Raw genomic sequence first — 24,432 nt, 5'->3', positions numbered from 1 at the left:
ATCAAAGCTCACGCCAGCGGCACATTTGGCAGACCACTGGTGCAGGCTTCAGATTGTTTCCGTCACCTTCTTGAGCTTGTCCGGTGTATCCGGATTGAGCCCACGCTCCCGCGCGACCCGCTCGATCAGGCGATAGTAACCGACGAGCGAGACCAGCGGGTCCACCTGGCCATGGCCGGTGGACGGCGTTCTGATGGTGCATTCTCCGAGATCGCGCGAAGAGAAGCTCGCAATCTGCGCACCGAAGCCGCGCAGCTTTTCGAGTGACTGCGCGCTTGAAGCAAGCGCTGCGTCTTCCGGCACAAAGGCTAGAATGGGAAAGCCCTTGTCGACCAGCTGCATGGGCCCGTGCATCAGCTCGGCGAGGGAGAAGGCTTCCGCATGAAGCTGAGCCGTCTCTTTTGCCTTTAGGGCCGCTTCCAGCGCGATGGCGAAGCCCGGCCCACGACCGGCAGTGTAGATCGACCCGGCATTTGTCAGGAGTGGCAGCGCCGGCTCCCAGTCCACGTCGCAGGCGGCGGCCAGCGCCCCGGGCAACCGACCGAGCGCGTCCTTGAGCGCTGCATCGCCCGAGGCTGCCTGCGTGACACCGGCAAGTGCTGCTGCAGATGCGATGAAGCTCTTGGTCGCCGCGACGCTCCGCTCCGGTCCGGCATGGATCGGCAAGACGATGTCGGCCGCCTTCGCAAGCGGGCTGTCGGCCACGTTGACCACAGCGAGCGTCACCGCGCCGCCCTTCTTGGCCGATGCCTGCGCGGCAACGATGTCAGGACTCCCGCCGGATTGGGAAATCGTGATGTGAAGCGCGCGCTCCAGCTTTAGCGACGCATCATAGACGGAGGCCACCGAAGGGCCGATGGAGGCCACGGGAATGCCCGTGTGGATCTCGAACAGATATTTGAAGAAGCTCGCGGCATGATCCGACGAGCCCCGCGCCGACATGCTCACCACGGCGGGCCCGCGCTCGGCAATCACCCGGCCAAGTTCGGCGAAGGTCTTTGCCTCATGCGCAAAAAGCCGGTCTACCGCCTCGGCGGCCTCAGCGGTTTCCTGAAACATCAGGGAAGGCGTATCTGTCATTTCGGTGTTCCGTGGTTGATAAAAGAGTGTGACGTCATTCAGCCCAGTGCCGCAATTGCACGATGCAAATCATCACCGTTGCGATCGAGCGTGGCGCGCGCTTCCTCGGGCGAGAGCCCCCGCACGACGAGAACCGCCGGCTTTACATGAAAGTTCGTTTTCTCGAGCGCGGCGCGCGCCGACGCTTCATCACACCCCTCCACCTGCATGAGCATTTCGACGGCGCGACGCACCAGCTTCTTGTTCGATGGCTTCATATCCACCATGCGGCCGCGATAGACCTTGCCAAGCCGCATCATGACCGCTGTGGAGAAGAGGTTGACTGCGATCTTCTGGCTCGTGCCGGCCGCCATACGCGTAGAGCCGGCAAGCACCTCTGCTCCCGTTTCCAGGAGCACCGCGCAATCAGCACGTTCCAGAAGCGCAGTACCGGGATTGTTGGCGATACCGATGGTCAGCGCCCCGCGCGCCTTCGCGGTCTCGATTGCCGCAAGCGTATAGGGCGTGCTTCCGCTCGCGGCGAGCCCCACCACCACATCGAGAGGCCCGCAAGCCAGCGCGTCAATCTCGTCTCGGCCCGCGACCTCATCATCTTCGGCGCTTTCACGCGCTTCAGCCACGCTGATGCTGCCGCCGGCCAGCAGAAAGAGACTGCGTTCCTCAGGCCAGCCAAAGGTAGGGTAAAGCTCCACCGCATCCAGCATCGCCACACGGCCTGAAGTGCCAGCCCCCACATAGATGAGACGGCTCTTGGGGTTCCCCAGACGCTGCGCCGCGGCTTCGACAGCCCCTTCCAGCGCCGGGAGGGCGGCAGCGACCGCATCCACGGCGGCCCGCTGACCATCAAGCATGGCGCTCAGCATATCCGCGGTCGAAAACCGCTCAATGTCACGATACGCCTGGCTTGCTGTTTCAGTTGAAGTTCTCATCGACGGCTCTCAGATTGCAAAACGCCTGCGTTCTCTAGACCAATTTAATACCAAATAGCTTATACCGTCATTGCCGAAAAAATCCATTCCCGCACCGAAAAAATCTCGTTGGGCAAATTTTGAAGCTGTTTACGCGGTATGACAGCGCTAAACTCCTCCGAATTTCTTGCAAAGCTTGTTCGTCCCATTCATAATTGGACTCACAAATTATATACCACTTTTCTCAGCGAGCCTGACTGAACGATGACAAACGCTCTTCCGGGACCGAAGGAAGACCTTGGCACTTTGCTCGCCCGGGAGATCCAGTCGGGCGCGGCAGACGCCACGCCGCGATACATCCGGCTCGCCAATGCACTGCGACAGGTGGTTGAGAGCATGGTTCTGGCTACCGGCGCAGCACTGCCCTCAGAGCGTCTCCTGGCTGAAATAACCGGTCTTTCGCGCGTCACGGTGCGACGTGGCATCGAGCTTCTGGTGCGCGAGGGTGTTCTGGAACAGCGCCGGGGCTCGGGCACCTATGTTCTCGCACCGGTCGAGCGTTTCGAGCAGCCGCTGGCAGCGATCACCAGCTTCACGGAGGATATGCTGTCCTACGGCCGCAAGCCCCAAACACGCTGGCTGGCGCGCGAATATGCAAGCCCTTCGGCACAGGAGGCCATGACGCTCGGTCTCTCGCCCGGCGATCGCGTTCTGCGCCTGCATCGCCTGCGTCTTGCCGATGCCCTGCCGCTTGCGGTCGAGCTGGCCATCGTGCCGGCAGACCTTCTGCCGGACCTTTCGGCCCTGGGGACCTCGCTCTACGAATCCATGGCATCAGCCGGGGCGCGGCCGCACAAGGCGTTGCAGCGCATGCATGCCTGTGCCCTGCCGGAGTTCGAAGCGCGCCTTCTCGAAGCCGAGGCCGGAGAGCCAGCCCTTTTTCTGGAACGCATATCCCGCACGGTCGAAGGGCGCGTGGTGGAGTTCACCCGCTCCCACTTCAAAGGTGATCGGTTTGACTTCGTCGCCGAACTCAATCTGCACCGGGAAACTTAAAGCGATTCCAGGAAACGGATCAGATTGTCCCGATCCTGCTTTGCCATCTCGACCACGCGATCACGCGCCGCCTGCGCCTCGCCGCCGTGCCAGAGAATGGCCTCAAGCAGTGTTCGCGCACGACCGTCATGCAGGAAGGTCGCTTCCGCATTCACCGTCGCGGTAAGGCCGATGCCCCAGAGCGGCGGCGTGCGCCATTCATAGCCATCGGCCAGCCCCTCGCCGCGACCATCGGCCAGCCCCTCGCCCATGTCATGCAGCAGCATGTCGGTATACGGCCAGATCAGCTGGAAGCGCAGGGCCGGATCGTCCACATCGAGCCGGGTCACATATTTCGGCCGATGGCACGAGGCACAGCCGCTCTCGTAAAAGACCTTCTTCCCGGCAAGCACCGCAGCGTCGTCCACATCACGCCGCGCGGGTACGGCGAGGTGGCTCGAATAGAAGGTCACGAGGTTCAACAGGTCTTCCGGCACCTCCTCGGCGCCCAGTCGCTCCTGCGCGCCATGCGGCAGGGCCCGGCATTCGGTCTGCGCCTCGGTGCAGTCACCCCAATGGTCCGGCGCAAGCGGGGTCGAAAGCCCCATATCGCCGGAAAACGCGTCTGCGGTCTGTTCGGCGATGGTGGGCGCGATGGCCTTCCAGCCGAAGCGGCCCAGCTTCCAACGGCCCTCCGCATCGCGCACTCTTGCCGCGCGTCCGGAAATGCCGTCGCCGTCTTCATCGTCGGGGTCGGCCCAGGCGAGAATGTCGGCCTCATGCACGCTTTCCAGAAGACCGAGCCCGATCATAGGCGGCGCGACGCGCGCCGACATCATCAGATCATCGCGCATCGGGCCGAAACCGGGATCGGCGACCCGAAGCGTCGGCTTGCGCAGTGTGACCGTCTCGCCCCCGGAAAGCGCCACGGGCACGTCCTCATAGGTAAGCGCGACGCGACCCTCGGGATTGAGCCCGGCCACCGCATGGTCCTGAAGCTGCAACCCGTAAACAGGGTCAGGTGCCGCCGGCAAACGACCGTCTGCAATCGCCGCTTCCTGCTCATCGTTCGCTGGAACGGACAGGCGCACGAGCAGCGACACCGCCGCATCCTCCGGCCGCGCCGGCGCATGACCGCGCCCGTCCTTGATATGGCACGACTGGCAGGCCCGCGCGTTGAACAGCGGTCCAAGCCCGTCCGAGGCCTGCGTTGACGACGGCGAGGAAACCCAGTCCTTGCGGAAAAGACCGTTGCCGAGCAGGAAGCGCTCCAGTTCGGCAAACTCCAGATTGGCCGAGGAGTGCGAGAACGCGTCCGCATTAATCAGCTTCGTCGACGTGGCTGCCCCGGCGGACATGCGTTCGAAACGTTCGGGTTTGTCAAAAGTGATCGCGGGCCGGGTCACTTTTTCCACCCGCTTGCGATCCTTCTCGCTCAGATCATCACGGACACCTTGTGACAGGTTATCCGCTTGAGCGAACAACGCCACGAGAGAAAACAGGCCGGTCAGAAGCGCGGCGCGGACAGAAATGCTCATGGAAAGGGTCTATACAAACGGACACCGGGCCGACAAGCGGCCCGGTGCAGAATTGGTGTCACTCAAAAACAGCGTCTGGATTGTCGAGACTGTCAGAGCCTTCAAGCTCGATCCCCGAAAGGTCGAGCGCCACAACCACCCGTTCAAGGGAACGGGTCTGGTCTACAAGACCGTCGATAGCCGCCTGCACGACCGCATTCCCTTCCTCGTTCCCCTGGCCGATCATCTGGTCATAGGCTTCGCCGCCCTCGGCGCGTTCCTTCATCGCCGTCATCGCTTCCAGGGTCGCGTCGAGTTTCGCCTTCATCTCCTCCGCCAGCGCCGGGTCCTTCTCCGACACCAGGTCCGCAAGGCTCGGACCTTCGACCTTGGAGCCATCCACGCGCTCATAGGAACCGAAATAGACATTCCGGATGCCGACGAGATCATAATAATGACTGTTGTGCGTGTTGTCGGAGAAGCAGTCATGCTCCTCTTCGGGATCGTTCAAAAGCAGTCCCAGCTTCATGCGCTCACCGGCCAGTTCGCCATAGGAAAGCGATCCGAGCCCCGTCAGCATGGCGGTCAGGCCGGCCTTCGGGTCAGCCGTCACCTCCGCGCGCGCCTCACCGTCGGTCTGCCAATTGGCCACCATCTCTTCCAGATCTGTGACCAGGAGATCGGCAGCGGCCTGAAGATACTGTCCACGGCGGTCACAATTGTCACCGGTGCAGTTCGCCGTATCAAAATCGGTATAGGGCCGCGCTCCGGCGCCAGCATCCGTTCCATTAAGATCCTGCCCCCAGAGGAGAAACTCGATGGCATGGTAGCCCGTGGCCACATTCGCCTCGATACCGCCTACCTCATGAAGCGACTGGATCACTTCGGGCGTGATCTCGGAGACATCGATCTCCGTACCGCCGGCGCTCACCTTGTCATTGGCGACCACATTGACCGTATAGAATTCGTTGGCATCGGATTCCGTGCCGTAGCTGGCGTCGACATAGTCGATCAGGCCCTCATCGAGCGGCCAGGCGTTCACCTTGCCTTCCCATTCATCGACGATGGCATTGCCGAAGCGATAGGCCTCACTCTGCTGGTAGGGAACACGCGCCGCGAGCCAGGCTTCACGGGCGGCTGCCATCGTTTCTTCAGACGGCGCCTCCACCAGCCGGTTCACCGCTTCGCGCAGCGTCTTCGCGGTCTCAAGGCTGTCTTCATAGGTGGCCAGCGCAATGTCTGCATAGGTGGAAACCACCTCCTGCGGCTCGGCTGCAACAGCCGGCGAGGCCATGACGGCTGCGAGTGCGGTACCGATGAGTAAACGACGCTTCATGTGACTTCCCCTCTCGTCCAATCCAGATCACCGGCAGCGCAAGAAAACGCTGCCGGACAGCGGCCGACAACCGCCACCAAATAATGTGGATTTAGATTATCAGGTTTATGAAGGCAAGCCCGACGCCACTTTTGCGGGCATTACTCCATTGCCTTGACCGCGATCACTGCATTGGTGCCGCCGAATGCAAAGCTGTTGCTCAAAGCGACACGCACGTCTCGCTTGCGCGCCTCGTTGGGCGTCACGTCCAGATCGCAATCGGGGTCGTTTTCCCGATAGCCGGCGGTGGGAGGCACCACCCCGTCCTGGATTGCCATCACACCGGCGATCAGTTCAAGGGCACCGGATGCCCCGAGGCAATGCCCATGCATCGACTTGGTGGAAGACACGGAGAGCCTTGGCGCGTGCTTTCCAAACACACGCTTGATCGCCTCCGTCTCGATCTTGTCGTTGGCTTTGGTGCCGGTGCCATGCGCGTTGATGTAATCCACATCCTCGACCGAAAGGCCGGCTTCGTGCAGACACGCTTTCAGGGCTGAGACCGGACCCTCCACCGTGGGAGCCACAATGTCAGAGGCATCGGCCGACATGCCGCCACCGGCCAGTTCGGCAAGAATTCTCGCACCCCGCGCCTGAGCATGCTCCAGTGTTTCGAGCACCGCGATGCCGGCGCCCTCCCCTAGCACCAGACCATTGCGATCGGCTGAAAACGGGCGGCAGGTCTCGGGCGCGAGAACCCGCAGCGCTTCCCACCCTTTCAGAATCCCGTAAATGAGAGGCGCATCAGAACCGCCAGCAAGCATCACGTCCGCACGGCCGAGCCTGATTTGGTCGGCAGCCGCCAATATCGCATGGTTGGACGAGGAACAGGCGGATGTGGCGCCAAAAACAGGACCACGCAGACCAAGTGTCATGCTGACCTGTCCGGCGGCGGCGCCTGGCATTACGCGCGGAACGGTAAAAATGCCGGTACGCGGTTTTCCTTCCAGAAGGATGGCGCGGTAGCTGTCTTCGATGGCTTCCCAGCCGCAAACTCCCGTGCCGACCACAGCGCCCACGCGATGTGTGTTCCCGTCATTCACCGCAAAACCCGACTGCGCGAGAGCCTCCTGCGCGGAAATCGCCGCAAGAAGGCTGAATCGGTCCATTGTCACAAGCCGCTTGCGGTCAATCCCGTGCTCGGGCAATTCCTTGATTTCAGCGCCTATCCGAACTTTCAGTTCATGAAGCGGAGCAGTGGTTATCGGCCCGATAGCCTGTCGCCCGGCCTGCATTGAAGACCAGATGGACGGGACGTCGGTTCCAAGCGCACAGATGCCGCCGATGCCGGTTATGACGATGCGCGGCGCTGTCATTTATTTTTTGGCATCCACCAGTTCGCGAACGGCGGCGACAATATCTTTCACCGTCTCCATGCTCTCCCAGGCCTCAGCCGTGTTCATCTCGACTTCGATGTTGAACTCATCTTCCACATCAAAAATGATCTCGGTGAGCTCGAGAGAGTGAATGCCGAGATCAGCCAGGGGCGTGTCCAGCGTGATGGTCTCGACATCATCCTGTGCATGCGTCTTGATCTTTTCCAGGATTGTCTTGCCGATTTCATCGGTGCTCAAACTGGCTTCAGCATTCATGAACCATCTCCTCGGACCACTTTTGCGCTGGCTGGGATGCCATGGGCAAGGCGTCCGCGCTTTACTCTCAACAATTTGGAGCCATAAGAAACCAAAGCGCGGCGTGCGGCAAGTGTATGTGGTGCATATCCGCCGATGCCGCACAGTCAGTTTCCGTTGGCACCACCCTTCACGAAGATCGTCACCCCACCGCGTTCGGCATATTCCAGGGCAACCACATCCCTCAACGGGATGGAGCGCGAATCGACGGCGTGAAAAAAGAGGGCACTTCCCTCTATGGCTTCCCGCAACATCGCTATCTGCTCTTCGTTCTCGGCAATGGCGGAGGAAATGCGGCTATCCTTTTCTTCCAGATCTGGAAGAAAAACAATGTCAATTTCGTCGAGCGAGAAGGTCTTGCGCACCCGCTCGGCATTCGCGGCAGTGGCGTCTATCGCCGCCAAAATGCGGCTGCTCGCCGACTCCGCTTCCACCTCCTCGGTTTTCACCTCGGAGCCGACGATTGCGTCGATCGCTTCTTCCCGCTGCAAGCCTTGTGCGAAAAGCGGAGTCTGCAGGACAAACGCCGCCACGAGCGCCACAGCGGTAATCAAGTGAATTCTGGCTTCGCCCGTTGTCGGCCGAGCCATGATGCTCAAATTCATGGTTCAATCCCGTCTCGTCGTCGCGCAGAAAACATGTTCTGCCACGGAAGGCAACGGGCACACCGCCGTGCAGGTTCCCTCAGAGCCAGCGTGGGTAATCGGAGACCAGCAGTCGATAGGGGTCTTCGTCTTCCTCAATGTCGGAAAAACGCGAAACCGGATCAGCAAAGATATTGTCCGTAACGTCATCGTTGACGGTGGAAACCTCACCGATCAGCACATCCTTCTTCTCACCCCAGAAGGCATGCCATGTGCCAGGCAACAGCGTTACACTTTCACCGGGCTCCAATCGCAAGACACCGCCAGCATCCAAGCGGCGCATCACGCCATCCGTCGGCACACTGACAGGTGCTGTCCTATCAATGTTTCCCTCGGCATCCGAGGCAAACAGTTCCAGGCAAAGCGTACCGCCGCCGCGATTGATGATGTCTTCAGCCTTGATCGCATGCGTATGCATCGGTGCGAGCTGGTCCCGCCGGGAGATCATGATTTTCTCGGCATAAAGCATGCCTCGCCCGTGCTTCAAATCTTCCTGATTGCCGTTGCGAACCGTGAACAGGAAAAGTCCGCATCGATCAAAATCGCCACGGCCATAATCGGTAATGTCCCAGCCAAGGCTTGCGTCCACGATCCCGCCGATCGAATCGCGCCTCCGCTTCATCTCATCGGGAGTCCAATCCGCGAAGGGCGGCATCACGTAGCCGAACGAGCGGATGAATGCATCGCCCTCACGCAGAATCTCATTGACTTTCGACCGTTTCACCGACGCCTCCCAGATGCGAACCGATTTAGATTGTTGGTTCGTATCGCAAGAGAGACCCCGCGCCAAGGCGTTTGTTTTCTAGAACGCCTTGAAGGTCAACGTGGTGAGCGAGCGGCGAATACCCGGCACGTTGGCAATGTTCTCACTGACGAATTTGCCGATATCCACGCCATCATCGATATAGACCTTCATGAGGAGGTCGTAATCGCCACTGGTGGAGTAAAGTTCGGAGGCGATTTCGCGCTTGTAGAGTTCATCGGCCACCTCATAGGTCTTGCCGGGCTTGCAGCGCAATTGAACGAAAACAGGTCTCATAGGGGCTCCATGGAGCGGATTCTAAACAGGATCTGGCCAGACTTGGCCCACAGACTTACGCTGTCAACAGACAGCGGACGATCTGATGGTCGGAATCCGCGAGGCCGTCAATGACATCGAAATGATGACGGTCTGGTTCTTCCACAGCGGCCGTGTTTGCGCCAAGACCGATCCAGACATTCGCAAGCAACGCATTCTGGCGCAGGAATTCGCTTCGCTCCGAAGCTCCGACCCAGCAAGTCAGCCTGACGCCTGGCAAAGGCGCCAGCAAGGCCGGGCTTTCAGCCCGCGCCTCTTCAGGCGTGATCTTAAGATTCTCGTTCATGGCGGTGTTGATCATCGGACGCAGATCATGCACCCCGGAAATGGACAGAACATGACGAAGGCGTGCCTGCACCTCTGCGGGCAGGGGCGACGTCTCACACGCCATGCGGGATGCGAGATGACCGCCTGCCGAATGTCCGGTCAGGATGAGGGGGCCATCAACGCGTTTCGCCGCGGCGCGCACGGCATCGCCGATCTCGCGCACAATGCCTGAGATCGAATTTTCGGGACACAGCGTGTAGGACGGCATGGCAACCGCGTAACCACTATCCACCGCGCCGGCAGCCAGATGCGACCAGTAGCTTTTGTCGAGCTTCAACCAAAAGCCACCATGGATGAAGACCACGAGCCCGGCTGGCTTACCCTCCGGTAGGAAAAGATCAAACCGATTGCGCGCACCATCGCCATAGGGCAGGTCGAGTTCGGCGCGTCCTGCAGCCGAAAGCCCATCGCGGTAGGCCTGCGCAGGTTCTACCCAAACGCCAGGCCATCGGTCTCCTCGTGGGATGTTTGCTCCATTGGCATAAGCATCGTCCCAATCGTTGATCTGATGATAGAACACACGCCCCTCCATCTGCCGATGCCGAAACACCCTGCTTGGCCTTGCCGGGGTATTCTGTCATCATCACACTGCGTCGTGTAGACTGCGTCCAGACCGGATATATTTCAACCTTAAAATTTCATACTTGAAATATCGTTTCTCCGGTGCAATGCTCCGAGCTTATAAGGCCAGGTGTTAAGCGATCCTGGGAGGAAGGAGCGCGAGCATGAAAGTTGCTGTTCTCGGCGGGGGCCCGGCAGGCCTCTACTTCGCAATCTCGATGAAGCTGCGGAATGCGGCTCACGACATCACGGTTTTTGAACGAAACAAGCCAGACGACACATTCGGCTGGGGCGTGGTTCTTTCCGACGAGACCCTCGACAATCTGGCTGAAAACGATCCGGTAAGCGCCGAACGCATCCGCGAACATTTCGCCTATTGGGACGACATCGCCGTGGTGCACCAGGGCGTGCGCACCCTCTCAACGGGACACGGTTTCTGTGGCATCGGCCGCATGCGCCTCCTCATCCTCCTGCAGGAACGCGCCCGTGAGCTTGGCATCAATCTCCAGTTTCAGACTGAGATCGACGACCCCCGCCCCTTCATGGCCGAATACGACATGGTGCTGGCGGCCGATGGCTTGAACTCCAAGACCCGCACCACATTTGCGGATGTGTTCAAGCCCGACATCGACGTGCGCAAGTGCAAGTTCGTCTGGCTCGGCACGCATCAGAAATTCGACGACGCCTTCACCTTCATCTTCGAAAAGACCGAGCATGGCTGGGTCTGGGCACACGCCTACCAGTTCGACGACGACACCGCGACCTTCATCGTGGAATGCGGCCCGGAGACCTGGGAGAAATTCGGCTTTGGCGAGATGAGCCAGCAGGAATCCATCGCCGTCTGCGAGCGGATCTTCAAGGATCATCTGGGTGGCCACAGCCTGATGACCAATGCCAACCACATTCGCGGGTCAGCGTGGATCAACTTCCCGCGTGTCCTTTGCGAGCGCTGGTCGCATGAAAACATCGCGCTGATGGGCGACGCCGCCGCCAGCGCCCACTTCTCCATCGGCTCAGGCACCAAGCTGGCGCTCGAGAGTGCCATTGCCCTGGCCGAATATCTCCACACCGAGCCGACGCTGAAGGAAGCCTTCGACAAATACGAGGATGCAAGGCGTCTGGAAGTCCTGCGTCTTCAGTCGGCGGCACGCAACTCGCTGGAATGGTTCGAGGAGGTGGAGCGCTATCTCGATCTCGATCCGGTGCAGTTCAACTATTCGCTGCTCACCCGCTCGCAGCGCATCAGCCATGAGAACCTGCGCCTGCGCGACCCCGAATGGCTCTCAGGCGCCGAAAGCTGGTTCCAGCAGCAGGCCGGTGCCGAAGACAATACCCCCCGCCCGCCCATGTTCGCGCCCTACAAGCTGCGCGGTCTTACGCTGAAAAACCGCGTCGTGGTCTCACCCATGGCCCAGTACAAGGCTGTCGACGGCTGCCCGACCGACTGGCACATGGTGCATTATTGCGAGCGCGCCAAAGGCGGCGCAGGCCTTGTCTATATTGAGATGACCTGTGTCAGCCCCGAGGGGCGCATCACGCCCGGATGCCCTGGCTTCTACAAGCCCGAGCACGAAGCCGCGTGGACACGCATCGTCGATTTCGTTCATCGGGAAACGGATGCGAAGATCTGCGCGCAGATCGGCCATTCCGGTCCGAAGGGCTCCACCCAGCTCGGCTGGGAGGAAATGGACGCGCCGCTGAAAGAAGGCAACTGGCCGCTTCTGGCTGCTTCCGATGTGTCCTGGTCAGAAAAGAACCAGACACCCAAGGCCATGGATCGCGCCGATATGGACATGGTGCGCGACCAGTTCGTTTCCGCTGCAGAAATGGCCGAGCGCTGCGGGTTCGACATGCTCGAACTGCACTGCGCCCATGGCTATCTCCTGTCGTCCTTCATATCGCCGCTCACCAACCGGCGCGAGGATGAATATGGCGGAAGCCTTGAGAACCGCATGCGCTATCCGCTGGAGATCTTCCATGCTGTGCGGGCTGTCTGGCCAGACGACAAACCCATCTCGGTGCGCATTTCTGCCAATGACTGGGTCGGCGATGAAGGCGTGACGCCGGAGGAGGCCGTCGAGATCGCCCGCATGCTGCAGGATGCGGGTGTGGACATTTGCGACGTCTCGGCAGGCCAGACCTCGAAGCGCGCCCGCCCCGTCTATGGACGCATGTTCCAGACGCCCTTCTCCGACCGCATCCGCAACGAGACCGGCATGGCGACCATGGCCGTCGGCAATATCTACGAGCCGGATCACGTCAATTCGATCTTGATGGCCGGCCGCGCCGACCTCGTCTGCCTCGCCCGCCCGCATCTGGCCGATCCCTATTGGACGCTCCACGCTGCGGCAACCCTTGGAGACAAGAGCGTGACCTGGCCCGATCCCTATCTGCCAGGCCGCGATCAGCTCTACCGGCTCGCCGAGCGGGCCGAACAGATGACGGGGAAGGTTTGACGATGTTTTCCGAATGCCTGCTCTGCCCCTCATCCTCACCTTCTCCCCGCCCAAGGGGAGAAGGGGGTATAGACGTCGCCGCTTCGTCCTTCTCCCCGCGTGCGGGGAGAAGGTGCCGGCAGGCGGATGAGGGGCATCGCCAGACTTCAAGGAAAAGGCCAGCACAATGACCAGTTCACGCCACGCACTCGTGACAGGCGGCGGAACGGGCGTCGGCGAAGCGATCGCGCTCTCCCTCGCGGAAGCCGGCATCGACGTCACCATATGCGGGCGGCGTGCCGAGCCGCTGGAAAAAGTCGCCGCTCGCCACGAGCGCATCCACGCGCAGACCGCCGACGTGACCGACGAAGCCTCCATGCAGGCGCTCTATGAAACGGCAGAAGCCGCACGCAGGCCCTTTGACATTGTCATCGCCAATGCCGGCACGGCATCCAGCGCGCCGGCCCATCGCACGAAGCTCGAAGACTGGAACCGCATCCTCGACGTCAACATGACCGGCGCGTTCCTCACGGTGAAGCCCGCGCTTTCTCCGATGGCAAAGCGCGGCAGCGGGCGCATCATCTTCGTCGCCTCCGTCGCTGGCCTCAAGGGCTATGCCTATGTCGCGCCCTATGTCGCATCCAAGCACGGCGTCATCGGGCTCATGCGGGCGCTTTCCGTGGAACTGGTCAAGACCGGCGTCACGGTCAATGCCATCTGTCCCGGTTACGTGGAAACCGAGATGCTGGAAGAATCCATCGAGCGCGTGGTCGAGAAGACCGGGCGCAGCCACGAAGAAGCCCGCAAGGGTTTTGTCGAAGCCAATCCCCATGGCCGGCTGATCCAGCCGGATGAAGTGGCGGCGGCGGCATTGTGGCTCGTCAGTCCGGCCGCCTCGTCGGTCACCGGCCAGTCGATTTCCATCTCTGGAGGTGAAACATGGTAAGCGCCCCCCTGGCTTCCGTCCGCAGCGGAGCTCCGGCAAAGGAACGTCTGCGCCTGTGGATCAGGATCCTGCGTGCCTCGCGCCTCATCGAAGCCGTTCTGCGCGAAAGGCTCAAGACCCGCTTCGACACGACCCTGCCCCGCTTTGATGTGCTCTCGGCCCTCGACCGTGCACCCGAAGGTATGGCGATGAGCGACATATCGCGCTTCCTGCTTGTTTCGAACGGCAATGTGACCGGCATTGTCGAGCGGCTGGTGACCGATGGTCTGGCCAGTCGAACCAAGCGCGATGGCGACCGCCGCACCTCCATCATCAAGCTGACACCGGCCGGCAAGGAGGCTTTCGCGGCGATGGCCGAAGCTCATGAGCGCTGGATCGACGAACTTCTCGGCAATTTGCCGGAAGATGAGGCGCGCGCGCTTGCCGGCACGCTCAAGACATTCGAAAGCAATTGGGAGGGCGGCGTATGAGCACCATGGCCAACCTGAAGCCGAAGCATTTCATATGGCGCATGGAAGGCAGCGTCGCGCTGATCCAGCTCGACCGCCCGGACCGCAAGAATCCGCTCACCTTCGATTCCTATGCGGAGCTGCGCGACACGTTCCGCGCCCTGCCCTATGCGGATGATGTGGACGCGGTCGTGTTCCTGCCCAATGGCGGCAATTTCTGCTCGGGTGGAGATGTGCACGACATCATCGGCCCGCTGGTCGATATGGACATGAAGGGCCTGCTCGCCTTCACCCGCATGACCGGCGATCTGGTCAAGGCCATGATCGCCTGCAACAAGCCGATCATTTCGGCGGTCGACGGCGTGGCTGTCGGAGCTGGCGCGATCATCGCAATGGCTTCGGATATGCGGCTCGCCACACCAGAAGCGAAAACGGCTTTCCTGTTCACCCGTGTCGGGCTTGCCGGCTGCGACATGGGCGCCTGCGCCATGCTGCCCCGCATCATCGGTCAGGGCCGTGCGGCGGAGCTGCTTTACACCGGCCGCTCCATGAGCGCCGAAGAAGGCGAGCGCTGGGGTTTCTATAACCGGCTCGTGGCCGCCGACGCACTGGAAACAGAAGCGTTGTCCATGGCCTCGCGGATCGCTGCCGGGCCGACCTTTGCGCACGGCATCACCAAGACGCAGCTTAATCAGGAATGGTCGATGGGTCTCGAACAGGCCATCGAGGCAGAAGCCCAGGCCCAGGCCATCTGCATGCAGACAAAGGATTTCGAGCGGGCGTACCGGGCGTTCGTCGCCAAGGAAAAACCGGTATTTGAGGGGGATTGATGCCTGACCGCTCCTTCCTCGACTGGCCCTTCTTCGAACAGCGCCACCGCGACTGGGCCGATAAACTCGACGCATGGTGCGCCCAAAACCTCCCCGTCGACCACAGCGATGTGGACGCCGCCTGCCGCGACCTCGTTGCGCGGCTCGGCGAAGCCGGCTTCCTGAAGCCCACCGCGCTCGACACCGCCAATCCCGGCCCGCTCGATGTGCGCACGCTTTGCCTGACGCGCGAAACGCTGGCCCGTCATGACGGGCTGGCCGATTTCGCCTTCGCCATGCAGGGGCTCGGCACCGGCGCGATCAGCCTGTTCGGCACGCCCGAACAGCAGCAATGGCTCGACAGGACCCGCGCCGGCAAGGCTATATCCGCCTTCGCCCTTTCCGAGCCACGCTCCGGTTCGGACGTCGCAAACATGGACATGACCGCCACCCGCGATGGCGATGATTATGTGCTTTCAGGCGAAAAGACCTGGATTTCCAATGGTGGCATCGCCGATCTCTACACGGTCTTTGCCCGCACCGGCGAAGCGCCGGGCGCGAAGGGCATCTCCGCCTTTCTCGTCCCTGCGGACACGCCGGGGCTGGAGGTCGCAGAACGTCTGGACGTGATCGCGCCGCATCCGTTGGCGCGGCTCTCTTTCAACGATGTGCGCGTGCCGGCCTCCGCACTGATCGGCAAGCCGGGCGAAGGATTCAAGATCGCCATGTCGGTGCTCGACGTGTTCCGCTCGACCGTGGGTGCGGCCGCACTCGGCTTTGCGCGTCGCGCGCTGGACGAGACACTGGACCGGGCAGGCAGCCGCGAGCTTTTCGGCGCACCGCTGTTCGACCTGCAGATGGTGCAGGGCCACATCGCGGATATGGCGCTTGATGTCGACGCTGCCGCTCTCCTCATTTACCGCGCCGCATGGACCAAGGACATGGGCGCGCCGCGCGTGACCCGCGAGGCTGCCATGGCAAAACTCTTCGCCACCGACCGCGCACAGCAGGTCATCGACAAGGCAGTGCAAATCCACGGCGGTGATGGCGTGCGCCGCGGACATATCGTGGAGAGCCTTTACCGGGAGATCAGGGCTCTGCGCATCTATGAGGGCGCATCAGACGTCCAGAAAGTCGTCATTGCACGGCAGATAAAATGAGGGTGAACATATGCTCGGACCGACGGGTCACACAGACACATTCGCGCGGGACAATCTCCCGCCGCAGGACCAATGGCCGGAATTCCTGCTCGACGGTTTTGAATACCCCGACTATCTGAATGCCGGCGTCGAACTGACCGACCGCATGGTCGAGCGTGGTTTTGGCGACCGCGTGGCGCTGATCGGCAATGGCCGGCGACGCACATACAAGGAACTGGCAGACTGGACGAGCCGCCTCGCCCATGCGCTGGTGGAAGATTACGGCGTCAAGCCGGGCAACCGAATCCTCATCCGCTCGGCCAACAACCCGGCCATGGTGGCGTGCTGGCTGGCCGCCACGAAGGCAGGCGCAGTTGTCGTCAACACCATGCCGATGCTGCGCGCCGGCGAACTGGCCAAGATTGTCGACAAGGCAGAGATCGGCCTTGCGCTGTGCGACACCCGCATCAAGGACGAGCTCGTCGCCTGCGCCAAGGACAGCAAATTCCTCAAGAAAGTCGTCGGCTTCGACGGCACCGCCAATTTCGACGCCGAGCTAGACCGCATCGCCCTCGACAAGCCTGTTCAGTTCGATGCCGTCAAAACCGGTCGTGACGATGTCGCGCTTCTGGGGTTCACCTCCGGCACCACCGGCACGCCCAAGGCGACCATGCATTTCCATCGCGATCTGCTGATCATCGCCGATGCCTATGCGAAGGAAGTGCTTCAGGTCACGCCTGACGATGTGTTCGTCGGCTCGCCACCGCTCGCCTTCACCTTCGGGCTTGGCGGTCTGGCGATCTTTCCCTTGCGTTTTGGCGCAACGGCGACGCTGCTTGAAAGCGCCACCCCGCCCAATATGATCGAGATCATCGAAAAATACCGTGCCACGGTGAGCTTCACTGCTCCCACCGCCTACCGCGCCATGATGGCGGCGATGGACGAGGGGGCGGATCTCTCCTCGCTCCGCGTTGCCGTCTCGGCGGGCGAGACCCTGCCCGGCCCGGTGTTCGAGGCGTGGACGGAAAAGACAGGCAAACCGATCCTCGACGGTATTGGCGCAACCGAGATGCTGCATATCTTCATCTCCAACCGTTTCGATGATCGTCATCCCGCCACCACGGGCCGCCCGGTGACGGGCTATGAAGCGCGGATCGTTGATGAAGACATGAACGAACTGCCGCGCGGCGAAACCGGCCGACTGGCCGTGCGCGGCCCGACCGGCTGCCGCTATCTCGCCGACGAACGGCAGAAGGAGTATGTCCGCGACGGCTGGAATCTGACGGGCGACAGCTTTTATCAGGATGAGGACGGCCGCTTCCATTTCGCAGCCCGCTCCGACGACATGATCGTCTCTGCAGGCTACAACATCGCCGGTCCCGAGGTGGAAGCGGCATTGCTTGCCCATGCCGAGGTCATGGAATGCGCCGTCATCGGTGCACCGAGCGAGGAGCGCGGACAGATTGTCGAAGCCCATGTGGTGCTGGCCGAAGGGGTCGCGCGCGATGAGCTCACGGTGAAACGGCTTCAGGACCACGTGAAGGCAGCAATCGCGCCTTACAAATATCCACGTTCCATCAAGTTTCTGGACGCTCTGCCGAAGACCGAGACGGGCAAGATCCAGCGTTTCCGCCTGCGGGAGAAAAACTGACCATGGCAAGCCAGCCGGAGCTCGACGACGACAGGGCAGCGGATATCAAGCCGCCCATGTCCTACAGCGACTATCTGCATCTGGAAAAGATCCTCGATGCGCAGGAACCCCTGTCTGAAGCGCGTGATGAGCTGCTGTTCATCATCCAGCACCAGACCTCCGAGCTCTGGATGAAACTCGCCATCACCGAGATCCGCTCCGCACGCGCGGCCATCGCCGAAGACCGCCTGCGCCCGGCCTTCAAGATGCTGACCCGCGTGGCACGCATCTTCGAGCAGTTGAACAGCGCCTGGGACGTACTGCGCACCATGACGCCCAGCGAGTATTCCACCTTCCGCGATGCGCTTGGCCAGTCCTCGGGCTTCCAGTCGTGGCAATATCGCTCCATCGAGTTTCTGGCCGGCAATAGAAATCTTGCCATGCTCAAGCCGCACTCCGATCTGCCGCAGATTACGGCGCGGCTTGAAGAAATTCTGGCCGAGCCCAGCCTCTATGACGAGGCGCTGCAGCTTCTGGCGCGCAACGGTTTCGACATTGGCCCCGATGCGGAGCGGACGAGCTGGCGTGAGAAGCGCGAGTCCAATGAACAGGTTCAGGCCGCATGGAAGGCAGTCTATGCGCGGCCCGATGCACATTGGGCGCTTTACGAGCTGGCCGAAAAACTGATTGATTTCGAAGACTATTTCCGCCGCTGGCGCTTCAACCACGTGACCACCGTCGAACGGATCATCGGGCTGAAACGCGGGACCGGCGGCACATCCGGCGTTTCCTACTTGCGCAAGATGCTGGATGTGGAACTATTCCCCGAGCTCTGGAGAGTTCGAACGGACATGTGAGGAGATGATGATGAACCGCCGCACCAGCCCCTCACCCTTACCCTCTCCCCGCAAGCCGGGCGAGGGAGGCATAAACGTTGCATTCAGCCCCCTTCTCCTCGCTTGCGGGGAGAAGGTGCCGGCAGGCGGATGAGGGGCAAACACCTGCCCAGCAGATAAACGGGAACAAAAAAGGGAGAACACACATGAAGAAGCTACTTGCAGCAAGCCTGCTTGCCCTTTCGGCAAGCGTCGCCGGAAACGCCTTCGCCGAACCGATCAAGATCGGCATGATCACCACGCTTTCGGGCGGCGGCGCAGGCCTTGGCATTGATGCCCGCGACGGTTTCATGCTCGCCATCGAGCAGTCCGGCAACAAGGAAGTCGATGTCGTTATTGAAGACGACGCCCAGAAGCCGGAACTTGCGGTCCAGATCGCCGACAAGATGATCCAGAGCGACAAGGTGGACCTGATGACCGGCATCATCTGGTCGAACCTGGCCATGGCGGTCGTGCCGTCGGCCACGGCGCAGGACGTGATCTATCTGTCAGTCAACGCCGGCCCCTCGGCCCTTGCCGGTGCCGGATGCAGCCCGAGCTATTTCAACGTCGCCTATCAGAACGACAATTTCCACGAGGCGATGGGCGAGGCCGCCAACAAGGACTACAAAAAGACCTTCATCATGGCGCCCAACTATCCGGCCGGCAAAGATTCGCTGACCGGCTTCAAGCGCTTCTACAAGGGTGAACTGGCGGGTGAGGTCTACACCAAGCTCGGTCAGACGGACTATGCCGCCGAGATCGCCCAGATTCGCGCTTCGGGTGCGGATTCGGTGTTCATCTTCCTACCGGGCGGCATGGGCATTGCCTTCACCAAGCAATATGCCCAGTCGGGCGTTGGCCTGCCGCTGCTTGGACCTGCTTTCTCCTTCAGCCAGGACGTGCTGCCCGCCATTGGCGATGCGGCGCTTGGGGTGAAAAACACCGCTTCCTGGGCCTATGATCTCGACAATGAGGCCAACAAGGCTTTCGTCGAAGGCTTCAAGGAAGCCTATGGCCGCCTGCCCTCCGTCTATGCCGCGCAAGGGTATGACACGGCAAACCTCATCCTTTCTGCCGCCGAAAAGGCAAGCGTGAAGGATAAGGACGCCTTCCGCGCGGCGTTGAAGGAAGCGGATTTCGATTCCGTTCGCGGAAAATTCTCTTTCAACACCAACAACCACCCGATCCAGGATTTCTATGTCCGCGAGGTGGTGAAGGATGGTGACACGCTGACCAACAAGATCGTGGCCACCGCATTCACCGATCACAAGGACGCCTACGCGGCCGAGTGCAAGATGTAGGACAGCCTCCTTCTCCCCGCTGGCGGGGAGAAGGTGCCGGCAGGCGGATGAGGGGCGGGCGCCCATGTTTGCAGATCATGGCGCAGCCCCTCACCCTCACCCTCTCCCCGTGAACGGGGAGAGGGAGGCGTCCACGCAGCGCTCCTCCCCAAAAACCAGACGGTGAAAATTCCCCGTGTCCCTGACCCTTCTCATAGAGCAAATCCTGAATGGCCTGCAGTTCGGCGTGATGCTGTTTCTGATGGCCGCCGGCCTGACGCTGATCTTCGGCGTCATGGGGCTCATCAACCTTGCGCATGGTTCGCTCTTCATGGTCGGCGCATTTGCCTGCGCGACCGTGGCCGCAGCGACCGGCTCCTTCTGGCTCGGCCTCGTCGCCAGTCTCGCTGCCGCCGCCGCCGCTGGCGCGCTGGTCGAAATCCTCGTCATAAGACGGCTTTACGAACGCGACCATCTCGATCAGGTGCTCGCCACCTTCGCGCTGATCCTCATCTTCTCCGAGGGCACGCGCTGGGTTTTCGGCTCCTTCCCGCTCTATCTCGACATTCCGCAGCTTCTTTCCGGCGCGGTGCACCTGCCCGGCGGCGCGCAATACCCCATCTACCGTCTCGCGGTGATCGGCGTCGGCATCGCGGTTGCCATCGGGCTCTATCTCCTGATCGGCAAGACGCGCCTTGGCATGCGCATCCGCGCCGGCGAGTCCGACCGTGAAATGATCGGCGCCCTCGGCATCGACATCGGCACGCTCTACACGCTCGTTTTCGCGCTGGGCGCTGCCCTTGCCGGCCTTGCCGGCGCGATGGTCGGCGCGCTTCAGTCGGTGCAGGTGGGCATGGGCGAGCCGGTGCTGATCCTCGCCTTCGTGGTCATCGTCATTGGCGGCATCGGCTCCATCAAGGGCGCGCTGGTCGGCTCCATACTGGTGGGGCTGACAGAAACGCTTGGCCGCTTTCTGCTGCCGCATGTCTTCGGCCTGTTCATGCCCAATTCCGAAGCCGCAACCGTCGGCGCAGCGCTTGCCTCCATGCTGATCTACATCGTCATGGCCCTCATCCTCGCTTTCAGGCCGCAGGGCCTGTTCGCGGCGAATGCATGAGGGACAGGCCATGACACGCGAAACAACCATCAGCATCGTCATCGTCGCCGGCCTTCTCGCTGCAGCCTTCATCGCGCAGGCGATGGGCGAGACCTTCTACATCACGCTTGCGACCCGCATGGCGATCCTCGGCCTTGCCGCCACCGGGCTCAACATCGCGCTCGGTCTCGGCGGGCTGGTCTCCTTCGGCCATGCCGCCTTCTTCGGCATTGGCGGCTATGCGGCAGGCATTCTAGCCACCCACGCCTTCAACAGCGAACCGCTTCTCCTCGGCCTGCCCGGCACCAACCAGATGATTGTCATCTGGATCGCCGGCGCGATCGCCGCCGGGCTCGTTGCCGTTCTGATCGGCCTGATTTCGCTCAGGACCTCCGGCGTCTACTTCATCATGATCACCCTCGCCTTCGCGCAGATGATCTACTATTTCGCCATCTCCTGGCCCGCCTATGGAGGCGAGGACGGTCTTTCGATCTATGTCCGCAACACCTTCCCCGGCACGAACACACTCGCCCCGATGAGCTTCTTCCTCATCTGTTTTGGCCTTCTGGTGATCGGCCTCGTCTTTTTCGCGCTGATACGGGATTCCCGCTTCGGTGCTGCACTTCAGGCCGGGCGACAGAACGATACGCGGCTTGCCGCCGTCGGCATCGGCCCGTTCAGGGTGCGTTTGGTGGCCTTCGTCATCTCCGCGATGATGACGGCGCTCGCCGGAGCGCTTTTTGCCGATCTCAACCGCTTCGTCAGCCCATCCATGTTTTCCTGGCACATGTCGGGCGAGCTGATCGTTTTGATTATCATCGGCGGGGTCGGCCGGCTTGCCGGGCCGCTCGCGGGCGCCATCGTCTATGTCCTGTTCGAGTTCGCGCTGGGCGGCATCACAGAGCATTGGCAGTTTTTCCTCGGGCTGATCCTGCTGGCCGTGGTGCTGTTTGCCCGCGGCGGCGTGATGGGCCTTCTGGCCGGGAGGGCGCGTCATGGCTGAACCCATTCTCGATATCCGTGACCTGAGAAAAAGCTTCGGCGCGCTGAAGGCGACTGATGGTGTGAGCCTCGATCTCAGGCCGGGTGAAATACACGCCCTGATCGGCCCGAACGGTGCCGGCAAATCGACCCTCATTCATCAGATTGCCGGCTCGCTGAAGCCGGACAGCGGCGAAATCCGTTTCGAGGGCCGCGATGTGAAACCGCTCGATGTGGCCGCCCGCGCGCGGCTTGGCATGGGCCGCACATTTCAGGTCTCGTCACTCGCCCCGGAATTTTCCGCCCTGCGCAATGTGATGCTCGCGGTGCAGGCGCGACAGGGTTCCAGCTTCCGTTTCTTCAAACCCGTCATGCACGACAGAAGCCTGACCGAGCCCGCTCATGAAGCGCTTGCCCGCGTCGGCCTGTCGGACCGCGCTGACGTGTCCGCCGCCGAGCTTTCGCACGGCGAACGCCGCCAGCTCGAAATCGCCATCGCCCTGGCGCTCGGCGCAAAGGCGTTTTTGCTGGATGAGCCCATGGCCGGCATGGGGCCCGAAGGCTCGCAGGCGCTCACAACTTTTCTTGACGGGCTTCGAGCCGAAGCGCCGATCCTCCTGATCGAGCATGACATGGACGCCGTCTTCGCCCTTGCCGACCGCATCTCGGTCCTCGTCTATGGGCGGATCATCGCCACCGGCACGGTGGACGACATCCGCAATCATCCCGCCGTGCGCGAAGCCTATCTGGGAGACGGCGCATGAAGCTGCTCGACATCCGGGATCTGAAAACCTTCTACGGCAAATCGCAGGCGCTGTTCGGCGTCGACCTTTCGGTCGAGGAAGGCGAGGCAGTGGCGCTGATGGGCCGTAACGGCATGGGCAAGACGACGACGATCCGCTCCGTCTGCCACCTCACGCCCGCACAGTCAGGCAGCATAAACTTTGCCGGCAAAGATATCATGCGCCTCAAGCCGCACCGCATCGCGCGGCTGGGTGTCGGGCTGGTGCCGGAAGGCCGCCGCTGCTTCCCGAACCTGACGGTGGAAGAAAACATCCTCGCCGCTGCCCGTCCGGGCAAGTGGACGCTCGATGGCGTGAACGCGCTGTTCCCGCGCCTGGCGGAGCGGCGCGATCAATATGCGCGCACACTTTCTGGCGGCGAGCAGCAGATGCTCGCCATTGGCCGGGCGCTGGCCACCAATCCGCGCCTGCTCATTCTCGACGAGGCGACCGAAGGGCTTGCCCCGGTGATCCGTCAGGATATCTGGCGCGCCATCCGCGCCATCCGCGCGGAAGGCCAGTCGATCCTGATCGTCGACAAGACTCTCAGCGAGCTTTTGCCCGTTGCGGATCGCTGCGTCATTCTCGAAAAAGGCCGCACCGCATGGACCGGTGCACCCTCCGCACTCACGGATGAGATCCAGGAGCGCTTTCTCGGCGTGTGACCACGCCTTTACGGTCAGGATCGACTGACCTTAGTTCCCAAGCACGAAGGAAATAGCATGACTGTCCCGCTTCACCAGATTCTCCAGCCCGCCGACTGGGTTCCGGCCAGAGGGTATTCCAATGGTGTTGTTGCAAGGGGGCGCACCGTCTTCCTTGGTGGACAGATCGGCTGGAACGGCAATCAGGTGTTCGAGACGGACGATTTCATCGCCCAGGTGCGACAGGCGCTTGAAAACATCGTCACGCTTCTGAAGGAAGCCGGCGCCGGCCCGGAGCATGTGGTGCGCCTCACCTGGTTCATCACCGACAAGCAAGCCTACGCCACCCGCCTGCGCGAGCTGGGCGAAGCCTATCGCTCCGTCATGGGCCGCAACTTCCCGCCCATGAGCGTCGTTCAGGTCACCGCGCTCATCGAGGACGAAGCGAAGGTGGAAATCGAGGCCACGGCGGTCCTGCCCGATTAGCCCAACGACGCTCGTCGCAAGCACTTTGCTCCGGAGCCAAGCGCCCTCGCCCTTCGACAAGCTCAGGGTGAGGGCTCTTTAACCCGCTCAGAAAAGCGGTAGCGCTACGTACGGTGTATATTTCTGCGTGCGCGTTTCACGTTTGAAGAAGGCACGGGGCTTCCAGCAAACCTCATCCTGAGCCTGTCGAAGGGCGAGGGTGCCTGGCGCCGTACCGGTCAGCTTCATCGCGCCACGCGTGGCATATGCTCCTGCATCCGCGTTTCACGTTTGAAGAAGGCACGGAGCTTCCAGTAACCCTCATCCTGAGCCTGTCGAAGGGCGAGGGTGCCTGGCGCGGTACCGGTCAGCTTCACCGCGTCACGCGTGGCATATGCTCCCGCATCCACATTTCACGTTTGAAGAAGGCCGGAGCTTCCAGCAACCCTCATCCTGAGCCTGTCGAAGGACGAGGGTGCCTGGCGCCGTACCGGTGAACTTCATCGCGCCACGCGTGGCATATGCTACTGCATCCGCATTTCACGTTTGAAGAAAGCACGGAGCTTCCAGTACCCCTCATCCTGAGCTCGTCGACGGGCGAGAGTGCCTGGCGCCGTACCGGTCAGCTTCATCGCGCCACGCGTGGCATATGCTCCTGCATCCGCATTTCACGTTTGAAGAAGGCCGGAGCTTCCAGCAACCCTCATCCTGAGCCTGTCGAAGGACGAGGGTGCCTGGCGCC

Annotated in this window: 24 protein-coding genes; 14 read left to right on the top strand and 10 right to left on the bottom strand. The window is 61.6% G+C overall.

Annotated elements, in window-relative coordinates; genetic code table 11:
* Nucleotides 1-48: 48 nt before the first annotated feature.
* Nucleotides 49-1,080, bottom strand: coding sequence for an SIS domain-containing protein (locus H7H48_RS13090; protein WP_229449506.1), 1,032 nt, complete (start codon nt 1,078-1,080; stop codon nt 49-51).
* Between the two features lie 38 nt (nt 1,081-1,118).
* Entirely contained in the window at nt 1,119-2,009 is an 891-nt protein-coding gene (locus H7H48_RS13085) for an N-acetylmuramic acid 6-phosphate etherase (RefSeq protein ID WP_229449505.1), read from the bottom strand.
* Between the two features lie 243 nt (nt 2,010-2,252).
* Here H7H48_RS13085 and H7H48_RS13080 point away from each other — a divergent pair, with 243 nt between their 5' ends.
* Nucleotides 2,253-3,044 (top strand): GntR family transcriptional regulator, encoded by a 792-nt coding sequence (locus H7H48_RS13080; RefSeq protein ID WP_229449504.1) that lies wholly within the window; start codon nt 2,253-2,255, stop codon nt 3,042-3,044.
* Here the strand turns inward: H7H48_RS13080 and H7H48_RS13075 are convergent.
* From H7H48_RS13075 to H7H48_RS13040, 8 genes are all read right to left on the bottom strand, one after another.
* Nucleotides 3,041-4,561, bottom strand: coding sequence for a di-heme oxidoredictase family protein (locus H7H48_RS13075; protein WP_229449503.1), 1,521 nt, complete (start codon nt 4,559-4,561; stop codon nt 3,041-3,043). The genes H7H48_RS13080 and H7H48_RS13075 overlap by 4 nt on opposite strands.
* A gap of 58 nt (nt 4,562-4,619) precedes the next feature.
* Nucleotides 4,620-5,876, bottom strand: a complete 1,257-nt coding sequence (locus tag H7H48_RS13070) for an imelysin family protein (protein WP_229449502.1) — start codon at nt 5,874-5,876, stop codon at nt 4,620-4,622.
* A 140-nt stretch (nt 5,877-6,016) separates the two neighbouring features.
* Nucleotides 6,017-7,231 carry a beta-ketoacyl synthase gene (locus H7H48_RS13065; RefSeq protein WP_229449501.1) on the bottom strand — a complete coding sequence of 405 codons (1,215 nt, stop codon included), beginning with the start codon at nt 7,229-7,231 and terminating at the stop codon, nt 6,017-6,019.
* Entirely contained in the window at nt 7,232-7,507 is a 276-nt protein-coding gene (locus H7H48_RS13060) for an acyl carrier protein (protein WP_223022149.1), read from the bottom strand.
* A gap of 146 nt (nt 7,508-7,653) precedes the next feature.
* The gene (locus tag H7H48_RS13055; protein WP_229449500.1) at nt 7,654-8,151 is read right to left on the bottom strand and encodes a hypothetical protein; all 498 of its coding nucleotides are present in this window, start codon (nt 8,149-8,151) and stop codon (nt 7,654-7,656) included.
* Nucleotides 8,152-8,230: 79 nt separating this feature from the next.
* Nucleotides 8,231-8,914 carry a D-lyxose/D-mannose family sugar isomerase gene (locus H7H48_RS13050; protein WP_229449499.1) on the bottom strand — a complete coding sequence of 228 codons (684 nt, stop codon included), beginning with the start codon at nt 8,912-8,914 and terminating at the stop codon, nt 8,231-8,233.
* Between the two features lie 78 nt (nt 8,915-8,992).
* Complete coding sequence (locus tag H7H48_RS13045; RefSeq protein WP_007010700.1) at nt 8,993-9,229, bottom strand: Lrp/AsnC ligand binding domain-containing protein; 237 nt, start codon at nt 9,227-9,229, stop codon at nt 8,993-8,995.
* Nucleotides 9,230-9,284: 55 nt separating this feature from the next.
* Nucleotides 9,285-10,115 carry an alpha/beta hydrolase gene (locus tag H7H48_RS13040; protein WP_229449498.1) on the bottom strand — a complete coding sequence of 277 codons (831 nt, stop codon included), beginning with the start codon at nt 10,113-10,115 and terminating at the stop codon, nt 9,285-9,287.
* A 205-nt stretch (nt 10,116-10,320) separates the two neighbouring features.
* Between H7H48_RS13040 and H7H48_RS13035 the strand changes: the two genes are divergently transcribed.
* From H7H48_RS13035 to H7H48_RS12975, 13 genes are all read left to right on the top strand, one after another.
* Nucleotides 10,321-12,612: a bifunctional salicylyl-CoA 5-hydroxylase/oxidoreductase gene (locus tag H7H48_RS13035; RefSeq protein WP_229449497.1), complete on the top strand. Its 2,292-nt coding sequence runs from the start codon at nt 10,321-10,323 to the stop codon at nt 12,610-12,612.
* Between the two features lie 166 nt (nt 12,613-12,778).
* Nucleotides 12,779-13,537, top strand: coding sequence for an SDR family NAD(P)-dependent oxidoreductase (locus tag H7H48_RS13030; protein WP_229449496.1), 759 nt, complete (start codon nt 12,779-12,781; stop codon nt 13,535-13,537).
* Nucleotides 13,531-14,007 carry a MarR family winged helix-turn-helix transcriptional regulator gene (locus tag H7H48_RS13025; RefSeq protein WP_229449495.1) on the top strand — a complete coding sequence of 159 codons (477 nt, stop codon included), beginning with the start codon at nt 13,531-13,533 and terminating at the stop codon, nt 14,005-14,007. Before H7H48_RS13030 ends, H7H48_RS13025 begins: the two co-directional genes overlap by 7 nt.
* Entirely contained in the window at nt 14,004-14,816 is an 813-nt protein-coding gene (locus tag H7H48_RS13020) for an enoyl-CoA hydratase family protein (RefSeq protein WP_229449494.1), read from the top strand. Before H7H48_RS13025 ends, H7H48_RS13020 begins: the two co-directional genes overlap by 4 nt.
* Complete coding sequence (locus tag H7H48_RS13015) at nt 14,816-15,955, top strand: acyl-CoA dehydrogenase family protein (protein WP_229449493.1); 1,140 nt, start codon at nt 14,816-14,818, stop codon at nt 15,953-15,955. The genes H7H48_RS13020 and H7H48_RS13015 overlap by 1 nt, the downstream gene beginning before the upstream one ends.
* A gap of 10 nt (nt 15,956-15,965) precedes the next feature.
* Nucleotides 15,966-17,585 (top strand): AMP-binding protein, encoded by a 1,620-nt coding sequence (locus H7H48_RS13010; protein WP_229449492.1) that lies wholly within the window; start codon nt 15,966-15,968, stop codon nt 17,583-17,585.
* 2 nt (nt 17,586-17,587) lie between these two features.
* Nucleotides 17,588-18,421: a tryptophan 2,3-dioxygenase gene (kynA, locus tag H7H48_RS13005; RefSeq protein WP_065816803.1), complete on the top strand. Its 834-nt coding sequence runs from the start codon at nt 17,588-17,590 to the stop codon at nt 18,419-18,421.
* Between the two features lie 185 nt (nt 18,422-18,606).
* Nucleotides 18,607-19,743 carry an ABC transporter substrate-binding protein gene (locus tag H7H48_RS13000; RefSeq protein ID WP_065816802.1) on the top strand — a complete coding sequence of 379 codons (1,137 nt, stop codon included), beginning with the start codon at nt 18,607-18,609 and terminating at the stop codon, nt 19,741-19,743.
* 175 nt (nt 19,744-19,918) lie between these two features.
* Nucleotides 19,919-20,839, top strand: coding sequence for a branched-chain amino acid ABC transporter permease (locus H7H48_RS12995; protein ID WP_229449491.1), 921 nt, complete (start codon nt 19,919-19,921; stop codon nt 20,837-20,839).
* 10 nt (nt 20,840-20,849) lie between these two features.
* Nucleotides 20,850-21,821 (top strand): branched-chain amino acid ABC transporter permease, encoded by a 972-nt coding sequence (locus tag H7H48_RS12990; protein ID WP_229449490.1) that lies wholly within the window; start codon nt 20,850-20,852, stop codon nt 21,819-21,821.
* Nucleotides 21,814-22,563, top strand: a complete 750-nt coding sequence (locus H7H48_RS12985) for an ABC transporter ATP-binding protein (RefSeq protein WP_229449489.1) — start codon at nt 21,814-21,816, stop codon at nt 22,561-22,563. Before H7H48_RS12990 ends, H7H48_RS12985 begins: the two co-directional genes overlap by 8 nt.
* The gene (locus tag H7H48_RS12980) at nt 22,560-23,246 is read left to right on the top strand and encodes an ABC transporter ATP-binding protein (protein WP_229449488.1); all 687 of its coding nucleotides are present in this window, start codon (nt 22,560-22,562) and stop codon (nt 23,244-23,246) included. The genes H7H48_RS12985 and H7H48_RS12980 overlap by 4 nt, the downstream gene beginning before the upstream one ends.
* A 57-nt stretch (nt 23,247-23,303) precedes the next feature.
* On the top strand, nt 23,304-23,711 hold the full coding sequence (locus H7H48_RS12975) for a RidA family protein (protein ID WP_007010714.1): 408 nt from the start codon (nt 23,304-23,306) through the stop codon (nt 23,709-23,711).
* Nucleotides 23,712-24,432 lie beyond the last annotated feature (721 nt).

Origin of the sequence: Nitratireductor sp. B36, assembly GCF_020833685.1 — a bacterium.
Classification (GTDB): domain Bacteria; phylum Pseudomonadota; class Alphaproteobacteria; order Rhizobiales; family Rhizobiaceae; genus Nitratireductor.
This window is presented reverse-complemented; position numbering and strand designations above follow the sequence as displayed.

Bases quoted from the DNA above. Each gene is read 5' to 3' on its own strand.
- H7H48_RS13090 (WP_229449506.1), bottom strand. From the start codon at position 1,080: ATGACAGATACGCCTTCCCTGATGTTTCAGGAAACCGCTGAGGCCGCC.
- H7H48_RS13085 (WP_229449505.1), bottom strand. From the start codon at position 2,009: ATGAGAACTTCAACTGAAACAGCAAGCCAGGCGTATCGTGACATTGAG.
- H7H48_RS13080 (WP_229449504.1), top strand. From the start codon at position 2,253: ATGACAAACGCTCTTCCGGGACCGAAGGAAGACCTTGGCACTTTGCTC.
- H7H48_RS13075 (WP_229449503.1), bottom strand. From the start codon at position 4,561: ATGAGCATTTCTGTCCGCGCCGCGCTTCTGACCGGCCTGTTTTCTCTC.
- H7H48_RS13070 (WP_229449502.1), bottom strand. From the start codon at position 5,876: ATGAAGCGTCGTTTACTCATCGGTACCGCACTCGCAGCCGTCATGGCC.
- H7H48_RS13065 (WP_229449501.1), bottom strand. From the start codon at position 7,231: ATGACAGCGCCGCGCATCGTCATAACCGGCATCGGCGGCATCTGTGCG.
- H7H48_RS13060 (WP_223022149.1), bottom strand. From the start codon at position 7,507: ATGAATGCTGAAGCCAGTTTGAGCACCGATGAAATCGGCAAGACAATC.
- H7H48_RS13055 (WP_229449500.1), bottom strand. From the start codon at position 8,151: ATGAATTTGAGCATCATGGCTCGGCCGACAACGGGCGAAGCCAGAATT.
- H7H48_RS13045 (WP_007010700.1), bottom strand. From the start codon at position 9,229: ATGAGACCTGTTTTCGTTCAATTGCGCTGCAAGCCCGGCAAGACCTAT.
- H7H48_RS13035 (WP_229449497.1), top strand. From the start codon at position 10,321: ATGAAAGTTGCTGTTCTCGGCGGGGGCCCGGCAGGCCTCTACTTCGCA.
- H7H48_RS13030 (WP_229449496.1), top strand. From the start codon at position 12,779: ATGACCAGTTCACGCCACGCACTCGTGACAGGCGGCGGAACGGGCGTC.
- H7H48_RS13025 (WP_229449495.1), top strand. From the start codon at position 13,531: ATGGTAAGCGCCCCCCTGGCTTCCGTCCGCAGCGGAGCTCCGGCAAAG.
- H7H48_RS13020 (WP_229449494.1), top strand. From the start codon at position 14,004: ATGAGCACCATGGCCAACCTGAAGCCGAAGCATTTCATATGGCGCATG.
- H7H48_RS13015 (WP_229449493.1), top strand. From the start codon at position 14,816: ATGCCTGACCGCTCCTTCCTCGACTGGCCCTTCTTCGAACAGCGCCAC.
- H7H48_RS13010 (WP_229449492.1), top strand. From the start codon at position 15,966: ATGCTCGGACCGACGGGTCACACAGACACATTCGCGCGGGACAATCTC.
- kynA (WP_065816803.1), top strand. From the start codon at position 17,588: ATGGCAAGCCAGCCGGAGCTCGACGACGACAGGGCAGCGGATATCAAG.
- H7H48_RS13000 (WP_065816802.1), top strand. From the start codon at position 18,607: ATGAAGAAGCTACTTGCAGCAAGCCTGCTTGCCCTTTCGGCAAGCGTC.
- H7H48_RS12990 (WP_229449490.1), top strand. From the start codon at position 20,850: ATGACACGCGAAACAACCATCAGCATCGTCATCGTCGCCGGCCTTCTC.
- H7H48_RS12985 (WP_229449489.1), top strand. From the start codon at position 21,814: ATGGCTGAACCCATTCTCGATATCCGTGACCTGAGAAAAAGCTTCGGC.
- H7H48_RS12980 (WP_229449488.1), top strand. From the start codon at position 22,560: ATGAAGCTGCTCGACATCCGGGATCTGAAAACCTTCTACGGCAAATCG.
- H7H48_RS12975 (WP_007010714.1), top strand. From the start codon at position 23,304: ATGACTGTCCCGCTTCACCAGATTCTCCAGCCCGCCGACTGGGTTCCG.